18 protein-coding genes are annotated in these 25,702 nt (G+C 41.4%); 7 read left to right on the forward strand and 11 right to left on the reverse strand.

The genetic code is table 11. From position 1 onward, the window contains the following. Positions 1–174: 174 nt before the first annotated feature. Entirely contained in the window at positions 175–975 is an 801-nt protein-coding gene (locus tag ABF638_RS00625) for a DUF1838 family protein (protein ID WP_435019284.1), read from the reverse strand. 688 nt (positions 976–1,663) lie between these two features. Then, positions 1,664–2,128, reverse strand: coding sequence for a hypothetical protein (locus tag ABF638_RS00630; protein WP_435019286.1), 465 nt, complete (start codon positions 2,126–2,128; stop codon positions 1,664–1,666). 448 nt (positions 2,129–2,576) lie between these two features. Between ABF638_RS00630 and ABF638_RS00635 the strand changes: the two genes are divergently transcribed. Then, positions 2,577–3,848, forward strand: coding sequence for a HEAT repeat domain-containing protein (locus ABF638_RS00635; RefSeq protein WP_435019288.1), 1,272 nt, complete (start codon positions 2,577–2,579; stop codon positions 3,846–3,848). Between the two features lie 172 nt (positions 3,849–4,020). On the opposite strand, the gene glgA is transcribed toward ABF638_RS00635, so the two are convergent. The 3 genes from glgA to ABF638_RS00650 form a co-directional block, all read right to left on the reverse strand. Further along, positions 4,021–5,460, reverse strand: a complete 1,440-nt coding sequence (gene glgA, locus ABF638_RS00640) for a glycogen synthase GlgA (RefSeq protein WP_435019290.1) — start codon at positions 5,458–5,460, stop codon at positions 4,021–4,023. A gap of 126 nt (positions 5,461–5,586) precedes the next feature. Further along, positions 5,587–6,579 (reverse strand): hydroxymethylbilane synthase, encoded by a 993-nt coding sequence (gene hemC, locus ABF638_RS00645; protein ID WP_435019292.1) that lies wholly within the window; start codon positions 6,577–6,579, stop codon positions 5,587–5,589. 247 nt (positions 6,580–6,826) lie between these two features. Next, a complete protein-coding gene (locus ABF638_RS00650) occupies positions 6,827–9,451 on the reverse strand; it encodes a PAS domain S-box protein (protein WP_435019294.1) in 2,625 nt (874 codons plus the stop codon). A 129-nt stretch (positions 9,452–9,580) separates the two neighbouring features. Here ABF638_RS00650 and ABF638_RS00655 point away from each other — a divergent pair, with 129 nt between their 5' ends. Next, the gene (locus ABF638_RS00655) at positions 9,581–10,144 is read left to right on the forward strand and encodes a Uma2 family endonuclease (RefSeq protein ID WP_435019296.1); all 564 of its coding nucleotides are present in this window, start codon (positions 9,581–9,583) and stop codon (positions 10,142–10,144) included. Between the two features lie 967 nt (positions 10,145–11,111). After that, entirely contained in the window at positions 11,112–11,789 is a 678-nt protein-coding gene (locus ABF638_RS00660) for a response regulator transcription factor (RefSeq protein ID WP_069073325.1), read from the forward strand. A gap of 98 nt (positions 11,790–11,887) precedes the next feature. On the opposite strand, the gene ABF638_RS00665 is transcribed toward ABF638_RS00660, so the two are convergent. After that, a complete protein-coding gene (locus ABF638_RS00665) occupies positions 11,888–12,310 on the reverse strand; it encodes a lysozyme inhibitor LprI family protein (protein ID WP_435019299.1) in 423 nt (140 codons plus the stop codon). Between the two features lie 749 nt (positions 12,311–13,059). Here ABF638_RS00665 and crtR point away from each other — a divergent pair. Beyond that, positions 13,060–14,121 (forward strand): beta-carotene hydroxylase, encoded by a 1,062-nt coding sequence (crtR, locus tag ABF638_RS00670; protein WP_435019301.1) that lies wholly within the window; start codon positions 13,060–13,062, stop codon positions 14,119–14,121. Positions 14,122–14,151: 30 nt separating this feature from the next. Here crtR and ABF638_RS00675 read toward each other — a convergent pair whose 3' ends face one another. Beyond that, on the reverse strand, positions 14,152–14,898 hold the full coding sequence (locus tag ABF638_RS00675; protein ID WP_435019303.1) for a sterol desaturase family protein: 747 nt from the start codon (positions 14,896–14,898) through the stop codon (positions 14,152–14,154). Between the two features lie 574 nt (positions 14,899–15,472). On the opposite strand from ABF638_RS00675, the gene ABF638_RS00680 reads away from it, so the two are divergent. Together ABF638_RS00680 and ABF638_RS00685 are read left to right on the forward strand one after the other, a co-directional pair. Next, positions 15,473–16,444 carry a YegS/Rv2252/BmrU family lipid kinase gene (locus ABF638_RS00680; RefSeq protein WP_435019305.1) on the forward strand — a complete coding sequence of 324 codons (972 nt, stop codon included), beginning with the start codon at positions 15,473–15,475 and terminating at the stop codon, positions 16,442–16,444. A 101-nt stretch (positions 16,445–16,545) separates the two neighbouring features. Then, positions 16,546–18,096 (forward strand): metallophosphoesterase, encoded by a 1,551-nt coding sequence (locus tag ABF638_RS00685; RefSeq protein WP_435019307.1) that lies wholly within the window; start codon positions 16,546–16,548, stop codon positions 18,094–18,096. A gap of 158 nt (positions 18,097–18,254) precedes the next feature. Here ABF638_RS00685 and ABF638_RS00690 read toward each other — a convergent pair whose 3' ends face one another. The 4 genes from ABF638_RS00690 to ABF638_RS00705 form a co-directional block, all read right to left on the reverse strand. Continuing rightward, positions 18,255–18,662: a hypothetical protein gene (locus tag ABF638_RS00690; RefSeq protein WP_435019309.1), complete on the reverse strand. Its 408-nt coding sequence runs from the start codon at positions 18,660–18,662 to the stop codon at positions 18,255–18,257. A gap of 431 nt (positions 18,663–19,093) precedes the next feature. Continuing rightward, positions 19,094–19,528 (reverse strand): CAAD domain-containing protein, encoded by a 435-nt coding sequence (locus ABF638_RS00695; RefSeq protein WP_435019311.1) that lies wholly within the window; start codon positions 19,526–19,528, stop codon positions 19,094–19,096. Positions 19,529–19,714: 186 nt separating this feature from the next. After that, positions 19,715–20,173: a BON domain-containing protein gene (locus ABF638_RS00700; protein ID WP_435019313.1), complete on the reverse strand. Its 459-nt coding sequence runs from the start codon at positions 20,171–20,173 to the stop codon at positions 19,715–19,717. Between the two features lie 199 nt (positions 20,174–20,372). Next, positions 20,373–21,653, reverse strand: coding sequence for a histidine kinase (locus ABF638_RS00705; RefSeq protein WP_435019315.1), 1,281 nt, complete (start codon positions 21,651–21,653; stop codon positions 20,373–20,375). Positions 21,654–22,295: 642 nt separating this feature from the next. On the opposite strand from ABF638_RS00705, the gene ABF638_RS00710 reads away from it, so the two are divergent. Beyond that, complete coding sequence (locus ABF638_RS00710) at positions 22,296–25,418, forward strand: MFS transporter (protein ID WP_435019317.1); 3,123 nt, start codon at positions 22,296–22,298, stop codon at positions 25,416–25,418. Positions 25,419–25,702: the final 284 nt, after the last annotated feature.

Here is a 25,702-nt window from a genome sequence, read left to right on the forward strand (position 1 = left end):
CTGAGATTGTTGACGGTGCGTTGCGCTCTGCGACCACACACCCTACTTGGCAAGGGAGGACAGCGATAGCCGGGGGGTGAATTATATGCAGCTTCACAAAGAAACGGTATAACTAATTCATAATTTGTACTAAGAATTTAATTACGAATTACGAATTACGAATTACAAATTATTTTAAGAGGTTTCCTCCAGGGGAAAAATATCTCCTCGTAAATAGGACTCAAAGTTTTTCTTAAAATATTGAATGCTCGTCACATTCGGTTCATCACTTTCTGTTGGCGTGAATTCATAAATTGGGACTTTTTCCCTCACCAACTTGACCAAGCTAGGATGAAGCTGTTCAAAAGAATCTACTCTAAAGATTGTGGTTTCAAATCTTAATTTAGCTGGATGAGCATATCCTAGCTTCATCCACGGCAACCAAGGACAGTCTCTCGCCCACTTAGCAGGAGGGACATCAGTTGTATCGGGTCGGCATGTATTTGAGATAAAGTACTCAACTCCCTTAAACTTTTCTCCAGGGCAATAGTCTGAATATTTGCTATCTCCTGCTAAAGGATGCGGGTATTCTAAAGGAATTTCCATGACAGAGGTAATATATCCACTGCCTTTGGGTATGAGAAATTTCTTTGGTTTAACTGAACCTTGGACAATCCGGTTAGCAATGTGTACTACTGGTACTGCTTGAGTTGCTGTTGGTGACTTCCAAAAGTGCAGAATTTCTTGAGTATCCGGGTCACAAAATAAACCCAACTCTCTATTGATGCGATACCCGATTTCGCCATACTCAGGATCGGGCTTGAGAAATACTTTGGTAGCATTCATCCCAATAATAGAGAATAATTTTTCCTTTGGCTTGTCTGGTGTTTCTTGCCACCAAATTTCTCCAGACCAGTTGTAATAAAGCTGTAAACCATGATTTTTTCTGTAAAAATCGAGGTTGTTAAATTCGTAGTCATTTAAATAATCACTCATATTTGTTCTTCTCATCCTCAAATGGCTGTGATCGCAACTATTACTCAAAGCTTGATCAGCGGATTTTATTTTATTTTGGCGTAAACTGCTACTTACAGCAGTTTTCATGTATTTGAACCACATCTGTTGTAGAGACGCAAGGCCTTACGCCCCTACTGCGTAGTCTATTTACCTGAAAATAGCTGTAACTACTAACTTGCGTTTTTGGTATTGGTTTTAGGGACTTCCAAAAAATTATATCGATGTTCCAAGCAACCCCATCTCGATCGCTTCTATAGCCCAAATAACTAACTATTAACACTTTGGGTAGTTTGGGTGATTTTGCTTTTAAAATCTGAAGCTCAAGGGGATTGAGAACTTCACTCTTCGGTGACGGTTGCCTGGGTGCAGTGTAAATAAGTCAACAGCAATCACACTTCATGCCCAACTAAGGTTTTCATGGCATCAGTAGCAAGTCTGTATTGCTCCACTTGGCAACCCGATTTGAAGATAAAGATTAGCGAAAAACCACCAGTGTAAAAAGTTGGTGGTTTTACTTATAGAAAATATTAGTTTACCTATTTACTAGACCTCTTGTATAAATGTTTAAATTGTCATTTAAAGCAGAGTGAAGCATTTGGTAAGCTCCTTCTCTCCACTGCGTTCGGCTCAAAATGACATTCCTGATTTTTTGACTTTTGCAAGAGGTCTATTGATTGTAATCTTTTAAAGCTTCTAAAGCTAGTGCTTTAAATTCACGCATTTGTTGAGCTTTTTTGTATTGTTCTAAAATCCTAGTTTCCTGAAGATATTCGGAAAGTTGGTCAATATCAAATTGTTCAACCCTACTATTTGTATTGAATTTTTCCTTTATTGAGTTTATTGCTGTATTCAAGTTTTTTATCCATTCCGATGCTGTGTCCATAATATCTTGTGGCAAACCTTGATTGTCGTAAGCCCATTTCAATACCTCTAAAAAGTTTTCAGCATTGTCCAAAGCTATCTCTATCAGTTCATCTGGACGTAAAGCAATCTTTTGAACATTTGTACCACTATTGACATAAGTCTGAACATTTGAATTACTATTGCCATAAGTAGATGGAACGTTAACCATAATAATTGTCATCGCAGTTATTAGAGCCAAAAAACTAGCTAAAAAATGTTTGTTCAACATTAGGACTTTTCCTGTTCTAATTTTGTAAGAATGAACAAGAAGTTACTACACGGAACTTTTTGGCTATTTCGGGAAAATATTTTAGTCATCTAACATCGATTTTTCGTTAAATACCACTAAATGTGTAATTTTTAGTACAGTATTTATCTTCGTATTAAAAATATTAATGTTATTAGCAATGTTAATTTATCAAGCTATTTGCAGCCTAATTAATCATTGAGTATACCAAGGAACGAAAGTATAATTTTTAGTTTAATTTAACCAAAAATTCCGTAATTTCTCTAGTCAAACTTTTTTGGGTCATTTTCCCTATACTTGTGACGCTCAAATGCCCATTTTTGCTTCCTGATTACCTTTTGACCCCTATTTCCCAATCTCCAGTCCCCAATCCCCAGTACGATAATAAACGTGACCTCTGAGCAATTATCCAAGAGCCATTTATAGACCAATGGATAAACGTTTTTTTAAAATGTTTGGGTTGACAGAAGAAGAAGCGATCGCAATTATCGATACACCATTAGAACAACTCGAAGACGCTTCTGATAAGTATATTGCTGTTTCCCATCTAATTAACTTCCCCACTGAGCAATCGATCGCGGCTTTGGTACGGGCGATTGAAACCAGTAACCCTGATGAGTTAGACCACCGGATTGTTCGACGCAAGGCTGTGGAAAGTCTGGGGCGATTGCAGGCCGAATCAGCGTTGCCTGTAATTCGGCAGTGCCTTAAAGATGATGATATTTATACTGTTGAAAATACCGTGTGGGCGATCGGGGAAATCGGCACTAAAGAGTCAGAAATTCTCGAAGAGGTGGCACAACTACTGGATAAACCAGGCCAAATCTATCGAGTGATTATTCATACTCTAGCTAATGCCGACTATCAGCCGTCTCTCGAACGTGTACGTAAATTTACTGAAGTTGAGGATGAACCTACCCGTAGTGCAGCGATCGCTACAGTTTGTCGTTTCACGGGTGACTACTCCCAAATTACTGAGGTGATAACGCTGCTGCAAAGTTCCAGCGTCAATGCACGGCGCGGTTGTATTCAAGACCTGATTGATTCACGCTATTACAAAGCCATTCCAGAAATTGCCCGTTGTCCTGTATCTCTGGTATTTCGATTGCGAGGATTGCGGATGCTTTTGGATGCAGGCGTTCCCAATGGTGAAATTACTTTTACAGAAATTCAACCTTACTTAGAGCAAGTACTCTACGACCATCCCAACGACCTTGATTTGGTACACGAGTATGATGCTACCCCTGTGCTAGATTTTGTGATTAACGAACTCTACGAAACCGATTTTGGACGCTGCTATTTAGCCACAAAAACCTTACTGGATATCTATGCACAAGAAGCACCCCAAGCACTTTTAGTTACTTATGGGGATAAGGCATATAACGACTATGGTGCCCATTATCATGTCATGAAACTTTTCGGCTGGCTCAAATATGCTCCCGCTTACGATTTGCTAGTAGAAAACCTGCACAACCGCGAACCCCAGTTTCAGAAATCTCGTGCAGCGTGTGCGATCGCTCTTGGTCAATTGGGTGATTCACGAGCGATTCCTGAACTCAAAATTTGCCTAAATACGCCGATTTGGGATTTGAAATACGCTTGTTTATTGGCGCTAGACCGCTTAGGAGACTCGTCTGGTCGGGAAATTTGTACTGGCGATCGTGATTGGTTAATTAGGGCGAAAGCGACGAGTAATCAGTAGCCCTGGCGACTGGAAGTCGCGGCTATACAAACATAGACGCTTTGCGGCTTCCCGCATGGTAGTCAGCCTCCGCGGACTAAGGAAAAATTGAGGTTTGAAACCCACCTTCGTGGGTTTCGTTTGTGTAGATGCGGTTTCTAACCGCCCTACATTTGTATGCTCCTGGCGGTGTTCAGGACTTGCTTGTGGTGACTGCTTCGTTTAAAACTAACTTTGGTTCTGGTGTCTCTTCTTCTTCTGGCAAACCGTAAATTGACCTGTACAACTTCACGTACTGCTTGGCAGATTGATACCAACTAAAATCTTGACTCATACCGCGTTTTTGGAGTTCTTGCCATTGCGGTTTGAAACGGAAGCCTTCCCAAGCTCGGATCATCGAGGTGAAAAGGTCTAGCGGTTCATAGCGGTCAAAGCAATAACCGGTACCTGCGGCATTTTCGGGGTCGTGATGGGTTACGGTGTCAACCAATCCACCTGTGCGGCGGACAATGGGCACAGAACCGTAGCGCAAAGCCATCATTTGGCTAATACCGCATGGTTCAAAACGGCTGGGCATCAAGAAGGCATCAGTACCAGCGTAGATCCGGCGAGACAGGGCATCGTTATACAGTAAGTAAGTTGCCATGCGTCCGGGGAAGCGAGATGCTAATTGCCACATCTGAGTTTCATAGTAGCGATCGCCTGTCCCCAACAGCACAAACTGGGCATCTGTATAAGATAGGAAGCGATCGAGGATTTGCAACATCAAATCAATGCCTTTTTGTTCCACTAATCGGGTCACAATCCCAATTAAAAAGGCTTTGGAGTTGACTTCTAATCCTACTTCTTGTTGCAAAGCAATTTTGTTGGCTTTGCGTTTATCTAAAGTATCAGCGGTAAAGGTTTGAGCAATATATTTGTCATTTTCTGGATTATAAACCTCGGTATCAATACCGTTGATAATCCCAGATAATTTACCGCTAATAAAGGACAACAAACCTTCTAATGTTTCACCGTAAGCAGGTGTCTTGATTTGCTCGGCATAAGTGGGCGAAACTGTATTTACCTTATTGGCAAATTGCACCGCCGCTGCCATGACGTTGTGTCCTTGCATATACCAGGGACACCAAGTAATTTTCTCTAAATACCAACGCCACGGCCCTTGATAAGCCAGATTATGAATGGTAAACACTGTGGTGATATCAGGATCTTGGTGCATCCACACGGGAATCATCCCCGTATGCCAATCATGACAGTGGATAATTTCTGGCTTCCAGTAATTCCAGGCAAACTCGGCTGCACCATTAGAAAACAAGGTGAACCGCCAGTCTTCATCATCTCCAGAATAAATATGGCGAGGTAGGAAGGCGGGATGTCCAAATAAGTATAAGGGAACATCAGTACCAGGCAGAACGCTTTCATAAACAGCAAATTCCTGGAACATCGCATTTCCCCGCCAGATGGGTTCTTGGGGAATTTCCATTTTGTCTGGCAGGAAGCCATAGTAAGGCAAGAATATCCGCACATCATGCCCCATTTCTCTCAGGAATTTGGGCAATGCCCCGACAACATCACCCATTCCTCCTACTTTCGCAATGGGTGCTGCTTCTGCTGCAACAAATAGAATCCGCATGGTAATTTTTGCTTCCCCGAGTCTATATTGTCAAATTAACTTGCTGATCCCGACCAACGCGATTTGTCGCGTCTTTTGTGTAACGGCGATCAATTCTTATCTAATCACATCGGCTTGCCCAATTGCTTAGGAACCGCGCTGAATCACCGCAAAAATTTCTTCTAAAATTTCTTGCGCTCCCTGTTGCCGTAACAGTTCTGCTAGTTCTGTGCCTAGTGCTTCGGCATTGTTGGCAATTCCTGTGACGGTATCTTTTACCAGCTTTTGACCATCTACACTGGCGACTATGCCCGTTAAGGTCAAGTTATCACCAGATATTTCTGTATTTACACCGATAGGTACTTGACAGCCGCCCTCTAATGAGCGTAGAAAAGATCGTTCAGCGAGACAGCGATCGCGTGTTTCGGGATGTTCGATGGCTTTAAGTAGAGATAGCAATTCACTATCATCAGCACGGCATTCTATCCCTAAAGCACCTTGTCCAACGGCGTGGAGTGAGATTTCTTTGGGGATAACTTGATGAATGCGTAGGTGCAACCCGGCGCAGCCATCGCTCATTCCCAACCTCTCTAATCCTGCTGCTGCCAAAATCAGGGCGTCGTATTCGCCTGCATCCAGTTTTGCCAACCGTGTAATCAAATTTCCCCGGACATCCTTAAAGGTAAAGTGGGGGAAATGGTGGCGTAACTGTGCTAAACGTCTCAGAGAAGATGTACCAATTACCGCACCTTCTGGCAACGTATCAATTTGTTTATCTTTGTGCTTTTCATGCACCACTAATGCATCTGCTGGATTCTCCCGTTCAGTAATTGCTGCCAGCATTAACCCTTCTGGTAAGTTAGTCGGCAGATCCTTGAGAGAATGAACTGCAAAGTCAATCTCCTGATTGAGCATTCCGAGTTCAAGTTCTTTAGTAAAAAGTCCTTTATCGCCAATCTTAGCTAATGCTACATCCAAGATTTTATCGCCTTGGGTAGACATGGTGTGGACTTCAAAAGTGATATCAGGATAGCTTTTCTGGAGTTGCTCTTGTACCCAGTAGGTCTGAACCAGAGCAAGTTGGCTTTTGCGTGAACCAATCCGAATAGTGCGTGGGGGACTAGAAACAACTGAAGTCATAAAACAATATATCAAAGGAGGCGATAAATTCACTCTCATCTAGACTACCGTAGTCAGGGACTCATACTAATTTTGGAGTTTGGATTTTGGATTTTGGATTACAATTCTTTACTAAAGAAGGGATTGGGGAATGGGGAATGGGGAATGGGGACTGGGGGAATTTTTGAATAAATCTCTTCCTTGTCTTCCCGTTCTTCCTTGTCTCTTTTCAATCCCCAATACCCAATCCCCAATCCCCAATCCCCAACTAATTCGACTTACCTTCTAATGGGAGAGTGACTGCACAAGTTGTACCAATTCCTACTTGAGTGGTGATGTTAATATGACCTTGGTGTAAATCTACACACTTTTTCACCACTACCAATCCTAATCCTGTACCAGGAATGCTTCTGACATTCTTGCCACGATGAAACGGCTCAAACAACTGCTGTTGATCTGCTAACGGAATTCCAATACCCTGATCTTGAACTTGGAGAATCACCGTATCTGATTTAAACTCCAGACTAAGATCCACATTCCCTCCATGAGGAGAATATTTAATCGCATTCAGCAGCAAATTAGACAGAATAGAACGCAACAATCTTTCATCCACCCAAGCTGGAACAGCTTTTCCTTGGCAAATAAAACCAAGTGTGTGCCTTTCGTCTGTACTTAGGCGCATTTCTTCCACAAAATAACCGCAAAATCCTTCTAAATCTAGGAGTTTGGGATTAAATTCTAGTTTTCCGGTTTCGGCTCGATTGATGGTCAAAATATCGTCTAATATCTGAACCATATTTTTGACAGAGAGTTGAATCCGCTGCAAGTTCCTCAATCGTTTAGAAGAGTTATCCCATTCATCCTGACAGTTTTCTAGCAATTGAGCCGCTGCTAAGGCAGTACTCAAAGGAGTGCGAAATTCGTGAGATGCCATCGAGAAAAAACGTGTTTTAAGGGCGCTAAGTTCTCTTTCTCGCTCTAATGCCATGCGAATTTCATCTAATCGCTTGCGTTCTGTAATGTCGCGACAGTTAACTATAATTCTAGTGTCTGCTGTGTTATCTAGAAATTTCTGACTAATAGCTTCTAGCATCCGCCACGAGCCATCTTTGTGCCGACAACGAAACTCGATTGGGGTGGTAACTTCTGAACTTTGAATAGCATGAATAAAGCTATGGTAAGTATTAGCAAAATCATCCTGGTGAATGTAATCTAATAAGTTTTTGCCAATTAATTCTGCGGCTGGATAACCCAAAACCTTTTCTACTGAAGGGCTTTCGTAACGAATAGAACCATCTACATCGAGAATTTTGACAATATCTAAAGCATTTTCAATCAATGAGCGGAAGCGTTCTTCGCTCTGGCGTAACGCCTGTTCAGCTTGTTTGCGCTCGGTAATGTCACGTTGTACTGATATCCAGTGGGTATACCAACCAGTTTCATCAGCTACGGGAAAAACGCTAAATTCATTCCAGAATTCAGAGCCATCTTTGCGGTAGTTAATTACCTGAACGGTGACTGATTCCCAACGAGAAAGCGCAGTCCAGACTTTATCCATTTCAGTTTGACTTGTTTTCGCTCCTTGAAGAATACGGGGCGTTTTACCTAAAACTTCTCCCAGGCTGTAACCTGTGATTCGGGTGAATGCTTCGTTAACATAAATAATCTGCGGCCCAGGTTCAGAAATGGGTTGCGCTTCAGTGATCACTACAGCATCATTGGTATTTACGACCACAGATTGCAGCAATCTTACCTGTTCTTCCTGCTTCTTTTGGTGTGTGATATCAGCAATCACTGCTACCATGCCGTTGATACTATCGTCGCGATCATGCAATGGAGCAGCGGAAAAAATTATATCGATCGCAGTGCCATCTTTTTTAAAACGGCGCAATTCTACTCTGGTATACGTTGTTCCTTGTAAGATACTTTGTTGCAGAGTATTATATTCTTCTAATTGATCGTCTAAAAAAATTGGGTTAGGACGGTCGATTACCTCCGCCTCTGTCCAGCCAAACATCCTTTCAGCAGCAGGATTCCAGATTTTCACATTCCCTTCTAAATCAAGTGTGAAGATGGCCCGAGGAGAGGCAGTAATTAGAGCTTGCAGCGCGGCTTGGGTGCGCTGACGTTCAGCAATTTCTGCTCGGAGAGAGACATTGGCTTTAGCTAATTCTTGAGTTCGCAGCTCAACGCGGTGTTCTAATTCAGCGTTGAGTGTTTGTAGCTGTTTGTAAAGTTCTGACTGTTGGATAGCGATCGCTACCTGGGTTGCAAGTTGCTTCATTAACTCAACTTCCCAAGATTCCCAGATGCGGGTGCGATCGCACTGATGGGCAATCAATAAGCCCCAAAGATAAGGGGTAGAAGCAGGTGTCTTGCTATCTCGTTGTTTATCCGCTTCCCGATTTTCTTGTAAAATTGGCACTACCAACTTGGCTTTAACACCGAACTGTTTCACGAAGTCTGCCAAACATGGTTCGACATCTGCTTGTTCAACGTTAGCGATCGCGCGGGTTTTTCCTAATGAATAAGCTTGATGATACTCTCTAGGAAACACTTCTTGTGGAAAAGTTTCCCCTAAAATTTTTATATATTCAGGTAAAACTGTTTCAGTCATTGCGCTGCCTGTACCATCTTCCCAGAGGCGATAAATTAGCACCCTATCTGCTTGGAGAAACTCACGCACGTCTGCAACAGTGGTAGTAAGAACCTCCTCTAACTCCAAAGATTCACGGATATGATGAGCAATCTGGTTTACCAGGCGTTCCCGCTCAGTTTGTTGCCGCAGTATCACTTCTGCCCGTTGCCGTTTAGTTACTTCTAGATTGAGAAAATAGTAAATTACCGCCAATGCAATAATGCTAAAGCCAACACCGATGGGGGCGAGATTCATAACGCTAAAATCGGTCATGAGCGTGGAGAACAGAGATTAGAAGCATTTGGTTTAGTGTACTGTTTTCGCTCATCCATTAGTTCCGAACGTTGATAAACTGGATGTACGACTTTCGGAGTGGCAAAAGTCATGAGTGTTGCAAAATCTCCATCCCTAACCCTAGAAGAATTTCTCAAGTTGCCAGAAACAAAGCCTGCAAGTATTTATATTGATGGTGAAATTATCCAAAAACCAATGCCGAAAACCCGCCACTCCCGACTTCAGGGTAAGTTGATTAATGGGATTAATGAAGTTGCCGAGAAAAAGCAAATCGCTTATGCTTTTCCAGAGTTGCGTTGTACTTTTGGTGGTCGCTCAATTGTTCCAGATGTGGCGGTTATTCGTTGGCAACAAATTGAGTTTGACGATAACGGAGAACCTGTAGATGATGTGTTAATTGCTCCGAACTGGACAATTGAAATTCTTTCTCCAGATCAGAGTTCCAATCGAGTTACCAACAATATTTTGCACTGCTTAAAATATGGTTGTCAGTTAGGATGGTTGATTGATCCTGATGATCGCTCAGTTCTTATATTTAAACCACATCAACAACCAGAATTTTGTCATAGAGAAGATAGCTTGGCTGTATTAGATGGTATTGATTTAGAGTTGACAGTAGAACAGTTATTTGGTTGGTTAAAAATGAAACTATAGTGAAAAACCCATATTAAAATTATCGAAGTCCATAATACAAAAAAAATTAACAATTTTTATCAAATCTAGTGTATAAGCCACCATACTTAAACCAGTATTGCCTTAACTGATGACAAGGCGTAAACAAACTGGCTTTGACACGATAAAGAAAAACCTGCCGATGATCGCCCATCCAAATTTTGTCAACCGGCTCAACAGAAATTAATGTTCCTCCTAGGGCATCTATACACTCGGTAAATCTTTCAACGCAAGAATAGTCTATAGTTTCAAATAGAAAAAAGTGACCCGAACAGATTAAATGACGGCTTCTTATCCAACATTGGAGCTTTTTATGCGCTTGTGGCGGCAACATTACTTTTGCTTCAAATAATTTGATATGAATGCAGGGTTTATGGAATTGCGGTTCGGTGAAAGGGGAAGGTAGGGCCCCCACGCAGTGGGGATAAGGGGCAGGGGGAAGAAAAACCTTTAATAGTTTGTTTGAAAAGTCGCAAAGTATACTAGAAACCCCACTTCCATTCCTCTCCCCGAAAGGTCGAGAGGCTTTGAAACCCCCATTCCCTTGTAGGGAAGGGGGGCTAGGGGGGTTAGGTTTCCGAGACTTAGATGTTACCAAAAATACTTTTCAAACATCCTCTAACCCAAACCCACTAACCTTTTCCCCAAACGTAATTCTGAGGTCAAAATGCTTACCAGAGCATATTGGGGTTTACGGGACTTATGCACCAAAAGGCATTTTCTGAAAATCTTCTGGCTAAAGATAGAGTTCTTTTAGAACATCTACAGGAGGTTATTAAAAACCTACATAGAATAGAAAGTTACATATCAAAAGTAAGGAAATAGCTCAGGAAATGGTAAAGAAATCGGAAAGAAGCAACGAAATCTAGAAATTGTTACTTTTCGCAATATTTCCTCAAACAGAGTTCGTAGATTGTTTTAAAGATAACTAGTATGGTTAAAAAAAATTATGCGAATTCTCTTAGTTGAGGATGATGTACGCCTTGCCGAAACTTTAGCAGAAGCCCTTACAGACCAGCGTTATGTGGTTGATGTGGTTACAGATGGTGAGGCGGGATGGAATCAAGCCAAAATGCTGGATTATGATTTGCTGCTGCTGGATGTGATGTTGCCAGAACTCGATGGAATTAGTTTATGTCATCGGTTGCGATCGCACAGCTACACTATGCCTGTTCTCATGCTTACTGCTCGTGACACCGTTAGCGATAAAATCACCGGACTCGATGCAGGTGCAGATGATTATGTCGTTAAACCGGTGGATTTGCAAGAACTATTTGCACGAATTCGCGCCTTGCTTCGTCGGGGTAATGTTTCATCGCCGCCGATTTTGGAATGGGGCAATCTGCATCTCAACCCCAGTACTTATGAAGTTAGCTACGGGAAAAATATGCTACATTTAACCCCGAAAGAGTACGGCATATTAGAGCTATTACTGCGAAATGGTCGTCGTGTCCTGAGTCGCAGCGTGATTATTGAACATATTTGGTCGCTAGAGTCTCCTCCAGAAGAACATGCTGTGAAAGTTCATCTTAGAAGCCTGCGGCAAAAGCTTAAAGCCGCCGGAGCTTTTGAAGATTTTATTGAAACAGTTCACGGTGTAGGCTACCGTCTTAAACAACTCGATTAATTACAGCCCTTTTCATACAGGGAAGCAGTTACACATTTATGCATCAGGTACAGGGTAAGGGCGCACATTAGGAGCATCTGTGCGCTCTCACTTCACAGTTAAGGGTCAGGCTTCAGATATTCTTGCAATTCTTGAGTACGCAGTTTTGTAGTATTTTCTAGACAACCAAAATAAATAGTAGGGGCAATACTTCCGCCCTCATATCTGCTTCTCTCAAACTCACAATTGGTATCTCGAAACTTTATCCACGCTAACTGTGCAGCAATTAATTTCTGTTTTCTAGGCTTTTCTAATGTAGATAGCAATTTTTGATAAGCTTGATTTAGTTTTTTATCTGAATTCTGATAAGACAACTTGGTACATTCATTAATTGCTGTTTGAGTTTGAGGATTATTGCAGTTGAGCTTTTGAACTAAGAGGATCTCAGGTAAATCAGGCGTTGTGCCTGCTAATGTCATATTGAGAGTATCTAAACTGCTGAGAGTTAGAATACTCGTCAAACCTAGTAATAACTGACGCATAGGAAAATATTTATTGTTAGAGTTGATTTACAAAGTAAATCTTAAGTAGGTGTGTTATTTATTTAGCCTAACTCACCGCTACGTACATAGTAAAGTGCATTAGAAATTTTTTATATTCTGCCTACCAGGAGACTCCCTCGATGGAGTTTTGCTTACAAGAAGAAGACAGTAGCCACACGGGATCGAAAGGAGGGAAAGCGATCGCTAGTATATATACTTATTGCATCAGCCAAGAAAAGGAATGAAATATTTAAGCAAATAAAGCGTATATTTTTGTTAGAAGTATGATATCTGTGTATAAAATATTTTTATTATACGTCAAATTACGACAAAACTCTTGCGTTTATTATTCAAATAATTGTATTCTTTATATTGTTGAAAATTGTTTTTCACAAAAGCAATAACAACACATAATTTCAGTACATAGGAAAAGTATTGTCTTGGCGAATCGATAAATAGTCGATATAAAACCAAAATATATATATGCCCTTGTCGCTGGCATCATGAGTAACAGGACTAACTACAAAAATGAAAAATCAAATATATTGTTTATGTGTGTAGTCTAGCAAAAAATTAAAAATTTTCCCTATCCCTGATCTCCTACAGTCCATACCTAATTTGAATACAGAACAGTATCGACTAAATTCTCAGGCTTTCATCTCTACTAATCGAGGCAAGAAACTTATTCTGTGCTGGCTGAGTTTGGGATTTCAAGCCCATTTTATCAACGAATCACGACCAGGAAAATTATGACCTCTTTAGATCCTAATTTTTTTGACATCCCTGACAAAAGCCTAATCATCATCGACCCAGCCGTTGATGACTATAAAAAACTAAATGGCAACAACTTGGAAGTCATCTTTAAAGACGTAGTAAATACAGAAGTAAAAACGGTAACTTCAGAAGCACATAAGCTGCTGAAAATTCCACCTAAAGAGTTGTTAGCGCCTCCTGGTGATTTCAATCCAACGCTACTACTGTTTTGTGCATCGGTGACGGTGCTAGTGTTATCTAACTGTGGTTACTGGCTTTGGCAATGGCCAGACTGGCTGTGCTTTATTTCTAACACTATTGCCTTGCATTGTGCTGGCACAGTAATTCATGATGCTTGTCACCAATCTGCCCACCGCAATCGAGTAATTAATGCCATGCTAGGGCATGGTAGCGCCCTGATGCTAGGGTTTGTTTTCCCAGTGTTTACGCGAGTACATTTGCAGCATCATGCTCATGTCAACGATCCCAAAGATGACCCAGATCATTTTGTTTCTACAGGTGGGCCGCTGTGGCTAATTGCATTTCGATTCTTATCCCACGAGGTGTTTTTCTTTCGACGGCGACTGTGGCGCAAATATGAGCTATTGGAATGGTTCATTAGCCGCTCAATCGTTATTGCAATTGTTTATATCTCAATTCAATATCATTTTTTAATGTACGTTCTCAATTTTTGGGTTGTACCTTCTGGTATTGTGGGATTAATACTGGGTTTGTTTTTTGATTATTTGCCCCATCGTCCCTTTGTTGAACGCAATCGCTGGAAAAACGCTCGTGTATACCCTAGCCCAATTCTTAATATCCTGATTTTAGGACAGAATTACCATTTAATTCATCATTTATGGACTAGTGTTCCCTGGTACAAGTATCAATCTACATATTATTTGATGAAGCCTTTGTTAGATGAAAAAGGCTGTTATCAAAGTTCAGGATTACTACAAAAGAAAGACTTTTTGGAGTTTATTTACGATGTCTTTGTAGGGATTCGGTTTAATCATCAGAAAACTAAAAATCAAGACGAATTACAAAGTCATAAATAATGTCATTAGTCATTTGTCCTTTGTAAATGACTAATGACTATCGTTTTCATAATTAGGGTCTTCAGTACCAAGCAGTTTGTCCCAGAAGGTAAAATACAAACCGTAGTGTACTTTGTATTTGCGATGATGTATGGAATGATGCGTAGAGCCGATAAGCCACCTTCCAATCCAGTTGTTTTTAGATGAGGAGGGAAATACCTCAAATCCAAGATGTGTAAGAACTGCCCATACTGTCATAATCACAAGTGCGGCAACTAAAGTGATAAAATGCAGCGGAACTATAAAGCTTACACCTACAAAGAAAAGTCCTTGGACGATCGCTTCTGGCAAGTCGAACGCAGAAGAACTCCAGGGCGTTGGCTCTCCTGAACGGTGGTGCCCATAATGCATCCACTTAAAAATCAAAGGCTGGTGAAATATCCGATGGATAAAATAAAAGTAAGTATCCTGAAGAACAAGCACTGCAATAAAGCTAACTACCAAATACCACAGTCCGTACTTCCATATATCAGTGTATAACAGCGTTGCTCCCAAACTATACTCTGAGATGATAAACGCTCCACAAATAGCAAAAACTACTGCGGATAGTACCGATAATTCAATATCCTTTTTAACGGAACTACTCATCAACGGTTTTAAACGCAAACTCTTGTTGGCGAGGGACTTTCCCAAAACTAAATAAAAGAGCAAGTATGCTCCCCCAGCTATGAGAAAGTATCGGGCAAGAGTGATACCAAACAGGGAAAAGAAATAATACCAAAAAGAGTGGTTCGTCAATTAGACCCATCCATAATATTAATTTGGTGAAATGAAAATGCTGGTTATGTCCAATTGTTTTGGTCTTCAATTACCAAAAATGGCCAAATTACAAAGAAGGCAGGAGGCAGAGGGCAGGAGGCAGGAGGAAAGAAGTATGAATAAATTGCATTGCTTCCAAGATCAATCCCACGTTTTAAAACGTGGGTTCCTCCTGCCTCCTGCCTCCTATCTCCTGCCTCCTGCCTCCTGAAAGCAAAATTACAATTTAATTTGTTAATCGACAAAATCCACTGTTTATTTTACAACATTAAGTAGTTCAGATAATTAAGACTGACATAAAGACACCGAGAGAAGTCTGTAGCAATATCTCATAAGTAGGGTGCGCCGCTGAAACTACGGGAATGCCCAAGGCGTGCAGTCTAAAGGTGACAAGTTCTCGCTTTTTCTTGGTGTATGATGCGATCGCACATTACCCTGAACTTACTCAATATATCTAGAAAACTCAGCCCCAAAACGGAAGGGGAAAATTTACAGGAATGCTAAGAATAATTTGGTATCTTCATTAGTTATCCAAGCTTAATTATTATCTCTTATGAATCGTTCCGCCTGTCTCATTTTCAATCCTGTTGCGGGTCAGGGCGACCCAGATATAGAACTAGCAGAAATTCGGGCAATATTAGAGCCAGATATTGACCTAGATATTTATCTCACAACTGAAGAAATCGACGCTGACCAACTAGCCTATGCAGCTGTAGAGCGAGGAGTAGATGCAATCATTGCTTCGGGGGGAGATGGTACCCTTTCAGCAGCAGCGGCGGCCGTAGTTGGTACTGACATCCCATTTGGGATCATTTCCAGAGGCACAGCCAACGCTTTTGCCACAGCTTTAGGAATTCCTGACACGATCGCAGATGCCTGTAAAACAATTGTGGAAGGAGGAACCCGCCTTGTAGACGTAGCTTATTGCAACGATCAGCCAATGGTATTGTTAGTAGGTATTGGCTTTGAAGCTGAAACTGTAGAATTGGCAGACCGAGACGCCAAAAATCGCTTTGGGATGATGGCCTACGTCTTGGCAGGAATCCAACAATTAAGAAACTTACATAACTTTGATGTTGAAATTGAAACTGAAGATAGGATAATTAAAACTAGTGCCTGTGCAGTAACGGTAGCAAATGCCGCGCCTCCCACTTCAGTTTTGGCTCAAGGCCCAGCAGGTCTAATTTATGATGATGGGTTACTAGATTTAACAATTGTTGCTCCAGCTAACAAAGCAGGAGCGATCGCGGCGACATTTCATCTATTTCAAACGGCTTCTACAGGTAACGCTACAGAACGGAATGATATTGGTTTCCTGCGGGCTAAACAGTTTAAAATTACGACTGAGCCACCACAAAAGGTTGTTCTAGATGGTGAAATCGTAGGCACAACACCAGTAGAAATTAAGTGTGTCCCAGCAGGCTTGCGAATTTTTGTGCCATTAGTAGAAGAAGTTGAGCCTACGGAAAAACTAGAGGGACTCCCTAATCTGACTATTGAAATGAAAAACACAGTAGAGGAGTAAGGCATGGGGCATGGGGAATTGGGCATTGGGGCAAAGAGGAAAGACTTGCTGCAACCTTGTTCCTCTGCTCCCCTTCAATTAAAATTCAGGAGTAGTTTGTATTGAAACTTGTATCTGATCCAGCGATCGCTAAAAAAATTCGCAAAATGAATCAGCGGGTACGGTGGCAAGATCCGTTGATTGTGGAACGGAACATCGACCAAACTCGGCTAGTGTTGGAGGATGGTCAAACAGACAATCCTGAATTCTCATTTTTAGTTGTAGGTGATAGTGGTTCCGGTAAACACCGGGGACACAATCCCCAGCGACAGGTAGCTGAACTCATGCTGCCTCATCACAACGAATCCCGCTTTATGCTGCACATGGGGGATGTGATCTATTTGGTGGGGTCGAGTGAATACTACCAGCAGAACTTCATCCAACCCTACCGAGAGTTTATCTTGGGCGGAGAGCATCCCAAACGGGTTGCTTATGACCAGATGGTTTTTAAGCTGCCCATTTTACCTGTACCGGGAAATCACGATTACTATAACTTGCCGATTCTATTAAGCTTTGCGTCCTTAACAACATTACCCCTTCGTCGCCTATTGCGATCGCGCTTAGACCTAGATGTCGGCTTGCATGGTTCAGGAACGGGTGACGCCTACGCACGGGCATTTCTCGATTATCTGAAGGCGTTTCAGCTTCCAGGAGAGTTAAATGATCATTTAGATCAGTACTACACAGCCAAGACAGATACAGGTCGTTGTATTTCATATCAACCTGGACAATTTACCCGTCTTCCCAATCGTTACTACACTTTTCGCTATGGCGGTATTGATTTCTTTGCCTTGGATTCTAATACCTTTAACGATCCACCACCGCTGCCTAAAACAAAAGAAGGTGACGCCAATCGTAGACTCTTAGAAAAACGTCGGGAAGATTTTGAGCAAGAAAAGCTGCAAATAGTTGAAATTTCAGCCAAGCTTCGACCAGAAAACCCCAGCGAAGCCGATCAATTAGACGACTTCCACGCCAAATTGTCACAAATTGAAGAAATTATTGTTGATATCGATAAGCAACTAGCCACTAATAAAACAACGCTGACTGATACTGAACAATTGGAGTGGCTCAAGCGAAAATTAATTGAATCTTGGAATAATACTGAAGTTCGGGGAAGGGTGATTTATTTCCATCATCCACCTTACGTAACTGAGGCGACGAAGTGGGAACAAGCACAAACTCTGATTATTCGCGATCGCCTACGTGAGGTACTGGATGCGGTAGCTAAAGAAATCGGTTCCTTGTCTCAGGGTCGTCCTTTGGTGGATTTAGTAATAAACGGTCACGCACACTGCTTGGAACACCTGGAGACAATGGATACAGGACACGCTGATTCTCATATCCACTGGATTGTTTGTGGTGGGAGTGGGTTTAGTTTGCGACGCCAGCGGATTGAGGGAGCAGATTTGAGAGAGGACAATAGATTAGTGGCGCGATCGCATCTCTTCATTGGTCGCAACGGTCAAGGTTCTCAGAAACGGCGACCTTATTCAGGTTTACGTATTGACGTTAAAGGCGATGGACAGCCTAAGTTTATTGTCCGTCCCTTGATTGCCGAATGGTATCAGCGGCAATGGCATAATCGTGAACTTGAGCCGTTATTTATTTAACAATATACCCGCCCATATAAATAAAGACGCAATTATTGCGTCTCTACAAATCACCTATTTCAATACTGCTCGGTTATACGAATATTCTTAACTGATCAGTATTGCCACTTATTTAGCCTTCTTACGTGTAATTGCACCCAGCAAAAGGAAGTTGTTAATTAAATGATTCCTGGGCCTCTACCGCGGCTGTCACCCTTATCTGTTAACTTACCTTCTTCGTCCTGATTAATTTCTCCGAGTTCTTCAACACGTTCTGCCGTATCTGCTGCTGCTTGTTTGCGTGCATCACCCGGTTCTTCGTAGTACATTTCCGGTTCAACTGCATAGTTGTTCAACAAACCTTCTTTATCTACGGTATAGCCGTCAGTGGTGCGTATACTGTCTGGATCAGTTTGATCGTCGGTAGCTGCATCTGCTTCGCCTTCTTCTGTGGGGAGTGTTTTGTACTTACCTCCCTCTCTTTCCATACGAGCAGCTGTTTCTGCTGGGATAATGCCGCGATCGTATGTATCGACTTCCGCTCTATCGGATGAATCTGTATCTCTCTTAACTGCTTCATTAGCCATAATTTATGTCCTCGTTAAAGAATCTATTAAATAACTTACAAAAACTAGATTAGGCTGTTTCTCATCTCCAAACTACTATCTTTAGAAGTGATTTAATTTCAAAAATATATTGATTTTCTCCATCTTCGGATGTATCTACAGGACTAATCTTAAGTCCATCTCGATATTTGTCATTTACGCAATTTGAGTAGAATAAATATTTTGGCTAACTTGACATTAATCAGCACTATAACAATTCTAAATCATTCGTGAAAAATTAAAATTAGAACCCCGACTTCTCAAAGAAGTCGGGGTTCTGGACATCGCGCATTTTCACAACTAATTTAGGATTGCTATATATAGAGAAATCCTAAATTCTTCTTAACAAGAACCCCGACTTCTTACAGAAGTCGGGGTTCTGAATCATGGAGCTAGCTTAATCATTTACAAACTTATTCGCCCACAAATTGGTTTTTCAGTAGTTGAATTTCATTGCCTAATTCTTGGCGAGTTGAAGACTTTAAGAGATAACGGAAAATAAACCAACTAGCGTAACCAATTCCAATTAACTCAAAAAACGGTGATAGTAGGGGAATATCATTGATTGCATCTAGTACTGCTAGTACTACCTTAGCTGTAACAATCGCCGCTAAAATTAAAGCAACAGTTATTAGAGGCTGCTTGTAGTTTTGAAAAAAGTTACTTAAGTATTCGGGTAGTTGCTCCAAAAATTGAGTAATTTGTCTGCTAATTTGCTGCCATTGGGATTCTGGTTCAGTTGCTGGTGGTAACTTTGGCAAGTTTGCAGTATCAGCACCTTCAAGTGCTAACGTACCTTGTGAAAAGGAAGCATTGATGGATTCACGTTGCTGTTGTTCGGTTTCCATAGTTTTTATTTTTGGTGACTACAAAAGTTTGTATAACTTAACTGAGCATCAATAAATATAATTATTAAGGTCGTCAGTTGTCAATTCTTAGTGGTCAGTAATAAGTATAACTGACCACCAAGACTGAGTAAGAGCATCTAATTTTATTTTTGCCTACTTACTCACTGGGATTTATTGTTAAGTGCTTTAGCTTTTTGGCGGAGCAACAACTGCTTTAACAACTACATTTTTGACGCCTTTAATTTCCTTAGACAAAGGCTCAATTTTAGCCAATTGCTCTTGATTATTCACAGTTCCAGCTACAGTGACAGTCCCATCTTCTACTGCATTAACTGTTAGTTGACCATTGGGTATGTTAGCTTCCAATTTGGAGCGAACTTGACTTGCTAGATCAGCAGCGGCTCTATCTGTATCGCCACCAGTGACATTATTGCGCTGTTCGCGGGCACGAATATCAGCATCAAGTTGTCTTCTGCGAAGTTCACTTTGTGCGTCTTCTTTAGCAGCTTGTGTTGTTGCTGCTGTTGGAGCTTGTGCGGCTTCGTCTGGAGCTGGTGCAGTTACAGTTGTTTTGGCAGAATCTTGACAAGCAGCAACACCAAAAACTAAAAGACTACTAATTAGGAAAGGAGTTAGCTTTTGCATATTTTTAATTTTGGCTCAGAATTGATTGATATTTACGGCACAAGTGAGGAGCAAGTTTTTTAGTAAGGAGCAAGGTCTTTATCAAAAAGAATTTAGAATCCAGAACAATAAAGAATTATAAATTTTGGTTTTTCCATTCTTCTTAAACTTCTTGCTCCGATAATTTTGTGGAATTAGTGTGAGTTACACCTACCTTGGGTTAGAGTACTTCATCACGACGGTCAACAATAACTACGGTAGGATCGTTTCTATGAGGCTCTGTTGAGTAATTGGGGCGAATGGGATCAATAACTGGTGTTTCGTTATGGGTTACTCGCTCGAAACCTGGGCGATGTTCACTAATTTCAGTGGCATCATAGATAGCAAATTCTTCAATACCTCGACGTTTGAGAATAGCTTCGGCTTGGTGAATTTCAGCTTCCGTACCATCGATAATTAGCAGGTAGTCACCTTTTTGGAAGCGTTCATTATATATTCGCGCCTTGTCTTCAGGAATTCCCAAGCCAACGAGTGCGCCAACAATACTCCCAGCGGCTGCACCAATAGCACCACCAGCCAATGTTGTGGCCAAAGCTGTTGCTACTGCGCCACCTGCAATCACAGGCCCAACTCCAGGAATTGCTAAAGTCCCAAGACCAACTAATAAGCCAGTCAAGCCGCCGACAACACCACCTGTAGCTGCTCCAGCTTTTGCGCCTTCGTCTGCTTTATTACCTGTACTAACGTTTCTGTCTACATCTACGCCAGCGATCCCATGACCGCTTGTATCTTTGGCAATGATGGAAACTTTATTTAAGGGAAAACCCGCATCTCGCAATTCTGTAAGTGCTACTTCTGCATCTCGCCGATGAGAAAAGACTCCAATTGCACGTCTGGCAACACCACTATGAGCCGCAACAGGTGTTGGAGCGACATAACCAGTGGTTGCATTTTTAGCATCTGGGTGGTCGTAAATGCCAAATTCTTCTACACCCCGTTGATGTAAAATTGCTTCTGCTCTGAGAATTTCTGTATCTGTGCCATCGAGGATAACTAAATAATGTCCTCGTCTCACACGTTCATCATAAACTCTGGCTCGTTCTTCAGGAATTCCTAAACCAATCAATGCACCAAGCAAACTACCAGCTACTGCACCAATACCAGCACCAGCGAGAGTTGTAGCTAGGGTAGTTGCTGCGGCTCCAGCCAACATAATTGGCCCAATTCCTGGAATTGCCAAAGTGCCAAGACCAACTAATAAGCCAGTTAATCCGCCCAGAGCACCACCTGTGGCTGCTCCGACTTTAGCACCTTCGTCAGATTTATCACCGACGCGATCGCTCACTTCAGCCCCAGCAATATTCTCTCTGTCTCCATCCTGCGTAATGACAGAGACTCTGTTCATGTCAAAGCCAACTTTTTTTAATTCATGTAAGGCATGTTCTACATCTCTACGATTAGAAAATACGCCTACAGCACGTTTATGTACACCTACTACCATTATCTTTTCTCCTCAGCAAAAATCAATTAGTCACTAATTCATAGCTCGTAATAACCCTTATTAATACATGTTTCTATTTCATTTTCATCAATCGGTTGGAATAATTTTTCTCTCTATCATTAGACATAGGTGGTTTTATCTAAAGTCAGTAAAAAAATATCAAGTATAAAATGGTTGTTTGTTTTATAAAAGTTAGAAATTAATTATTCTTCTTCTCAAAAATTTATTTAAATCTTGATACCAAAAATATTGTTTTCTACTGTTTGTTACATTAGCCAAACCGTTTATATGCTGCCATATCCGCAGATACATTTTTATAAAATTTGCTTTTTTATAAAAATATGTTTTTAACAAAAATTTACAAGCGTATATAGATTCTTCTATCTAATAAAAACAATAAAAATATTTATTTACTTAAATACAACTTCTGGCAAAGAAACCTATTACCTAAGAAAGTGCCAACTTATCTAATTAATAATTAAGCTGAGAAATAAGCCATTTTGTAAATGGGTATTCATACCGTTTCTTTGTGAAGGTGCATATATTTTTACCCTGCGATACTTTGGGGGACTACAGACGAGTCTTATTCTGTGCATCTTCAGACAGAATTGGTATTTAGTTGAGTACAAGTGAGAAAATCCTATGTTTCAAAGTGTTTTAACTATTTTTGGATGGAACTGGCTACCTTTTGGATTAGCACCAATAACTTTAGCGCAAGAAGTACTAACGCCAGAAGAAGCATCAGTTCTGTTTTCTGGTCCTAAATTTTTGGTAGCATTGCTGGCTGGAGTTGCGATGGCATTTGCCTTTCAATTGTTATTCACAAACTTTTCAGTCGCTATAGGAATTTCATCTTGGGAAATTGACTCGGATTCTGATGATGAGTCAGAAAGTTTGGGTAGGACAATTCGGAAAGTTCAAGGTAAAGTTGGTGCTTGGGCATTAATAACCGCTAGTATTGCATTATTTATTGCTTGTTTTTTAGCGGTAAAACTTAGCTTAATCGAAAGTGCATTTTTAGGAGCAATTATTGGTGTAGTCATCTGGTCTACCTATTTCTCACTAGTAATTTGGTTGGGTTCCTCAGCAGTAGGTTCTTTAATTGGTTCTATTGCTAATACTGTCACTTCTGGTGTCCAAGCTCTGATGGGTACAGCAACTGCTGGCGTTGGTGCTAATACTGCGAAAAAACAGTTAGTTTCTACCGCTGAAGATATTACAGCCGCAGTTCGCCGGGAATTAACTTCAGGTTTTGATTCTGAAGGGATTAAAAATACACTCCAAAGTTCTTTAGGCTCTCTGCAATTGCCAAAGCTGGATATCAAAGAAGTTCGTAATCAATTTGACCAGCTTCTAAAAGATACTGATTTGCAATCTGTTGCTAATAGTGATTTATTGCAAAACATTAACCGCCAAACATTTGTTGATTTAATCAGTAGCCGTGCAGATTTATCTAAAGAAGATGTCAATCGCATTGCTGACCAATTTGAAGGTGCTTGGCAACAAGCTTTGAATCGCAACAACCCCACAGAGCAAGTAATTAATTTGCTCAAGTCTGCCACTCCTGAAGAACTCAATTCTGAGCAATTAGGTGAACGACTCCAAGAACTGGTTACCGTTGGAGGTGGTAATGGGAACGGTGTAATCAAGCAAGCTATTCGATATGGTTTGAGCGCCGCTGCACCAGCAGTTATGGAACGGGTAAACCTTTCTAATATCGATGTGAATAAAATTACAACTCAGTTGCAAAAGCTAAAAGAAAAAGTTCAAGATGTTGATGTCGATCAAATCACCGAACAATTTCAAAAGTTTAGAGAGCAAGCATCTGAGCAAGTATCTGGAACATTGCCAATATCACTTGAGAACACGATTAAGGCAGATGTAGAAGACTACATATTGCATTCATTTCCTTGGCACTTTAACCGAATTACCCTAGTAGATGAATTTAAAGAAGTCATCTATGACGTAAATGCAGATCCGACCACTGTAAGACGGGAGTTGGAAGAAATCAATCAAGAATATTTTACCAACTTGCTGAAGCAGCGAGATGATCTCAGTGAAGCCAGGGTGAAAGAAATTTCCGATCAAATGGAAAGCGATCGCCTGGAAGTTTTAGAAACTGTCAAACAAGCCGAAACGCGAGAAAAAGGGCAAGATTTCCGCAGCCGTATCGAAGATTATCTCCGTTCGACGGGGAAAGAAGAATTAAATCCTGAAGGTATTGAACGGGACTTTAGCAAGTTACTGGAAGATCCGGAAGCTGGGTTTGAAGATTTAAGTAGCCGCTTCGGACAATTTGACCGCGACACTTTTGTACAATTGCTTCAGCAACGTCAAGATATCAGCGAAGAAGAAGCTAATAATATTGTTAGTCAACTCGAACGCAACCGCGATAATTTCTTGAATCGTGCTAGAGAATTGCAAGAACAAGCAAAAGCGAAAGCTGATGAACTGCGCCAAAGAGTTGAAGATTATCTGCGGAATACTAACAAAGACGAACTCAATCCTGAAGCTATCAAACGTGAGTTTAGAGTTTTGCTAGACGATCCGCAAGCTGGAGTCAGCCTTTTACGATCGCGCCTATCGCAATTTGACCGCGATACTTTTGTCCAATTGCTCAGTCAGCGTCAAGATTTGAGCGAAGAACAGGTAAACCAAGTTCTCGATCAGCTTGAAGCAGTCCGAGATAGTATTTTGCAAGTTCCGCAGCAAGCGAAAGAACAGTACGAAAAAACGACAAAAGCGATCGCAGAATATCTCCGCAATACCAACTTGGAAGAACTTGATCCAGAAGGTATTAGAGGCGATTTGGAAAAATTACTCGATGATCCCAAAGCCGGAGCCTTAGCACTGCGCGATCGCTTATCTCACGTTGATCGAGAAACCTTAGTTAAACTTGTGAGTCAACGGGGAGACTTGAGCCAAGAGCAAGTTAATCAGATCATTGATCGCGCTCAAGATGCGATTGGTGACATTGTGAGAGCGCCAAGACGTTTAGCCAAGCGTACCACTCAAGCAGCTTTAGATTTTGAAGGTAATCTAGAAGAATATCTGCGTAATACCAACAAAGACGAGCTAAATCCCGAAGGAATCAAACGCGATTTGCAATTGCTGCTGTCTTCTCCCCGCGCTGGAATTGGGAATTTAAGCGATCGCGCCTCGAAATTTGACCGTTCGACAATTGTGGCGCTGTTATCCCAACGAGAGGATATTTCAGAAGAGGAAGCTAACCGAATTGTGGATCAAATTGAGTCGGTTCGCAGTTCCATTGTCGAACAATTTCAGCAGATTCAGCAGAGAGTGCAATCATTGCTGGATGGGGTTTTTGCCAAAGTTCGTAACTATCTCAACTCCCTGGATCGTTCAGAACTCAACTATGAAGGGATTAAGCAAGACTTTGCGAAAGTCTTCGACGATCCGCAAGCCGGATTTGAAGCATTGCGCGATCGCCTCAGTCAATTTGATCGTGACACCTTAGTTGCTGTGATCAGTTCTCGTGAGGATATTTCGGAAGCCGATGCTAACCGGATCATCAACCAAATAGAAGCGGCGCGGGATGGCGTACTGCAACGAGCCGAACGCATCCAACAAGAAACCCAAAAACGCCTAAAAGCGATCCAAGAGCAAGCCAAAAAGCAAGCCGAAGAAACCAAGAAAACCGTTGCAAACGCTGCTTGGTGGATATTTGGGACAGCGATCACTTCCCTCGCAGCCAGTGCGATTGCTGGTGCGATCGCCGTGACTGGGATAACTCTACCTGGCTGAAATATCTCCGTTATCGGGAATTTTTAAGAAATACAGAGTGGTATCAATACTGCTCGGGTGAAGCATTTTTAACTCGGAATAGGGTTTGGGAAAAGGTTAAAGGTTAAAGGTTTTTTCTTTTCCCTTTCCCCTTCCCCTTTTCCCCTTAACCGACAAGTATTGAGAGTGGTATTCAGTTTTTACAAATGAATACCACTTTTTTTATGGTTTTTACCCCAATACGCTTGGGTTAAGCGCTACTTGTACAAAATCGTGGGTTTTTGAGACGCGATAAATCGCCGTCT

Origin of the sequence: Nostoc sp. CALU 1950, assembly GCF_051172895.1 — a bacterium.
Lineage (GTDB): Bacteria > Cyanobacteriota > Cyanobacteriia > Cyanobacteriales > Nostocaceae > Nostoc > Nostoc edaphicum_A.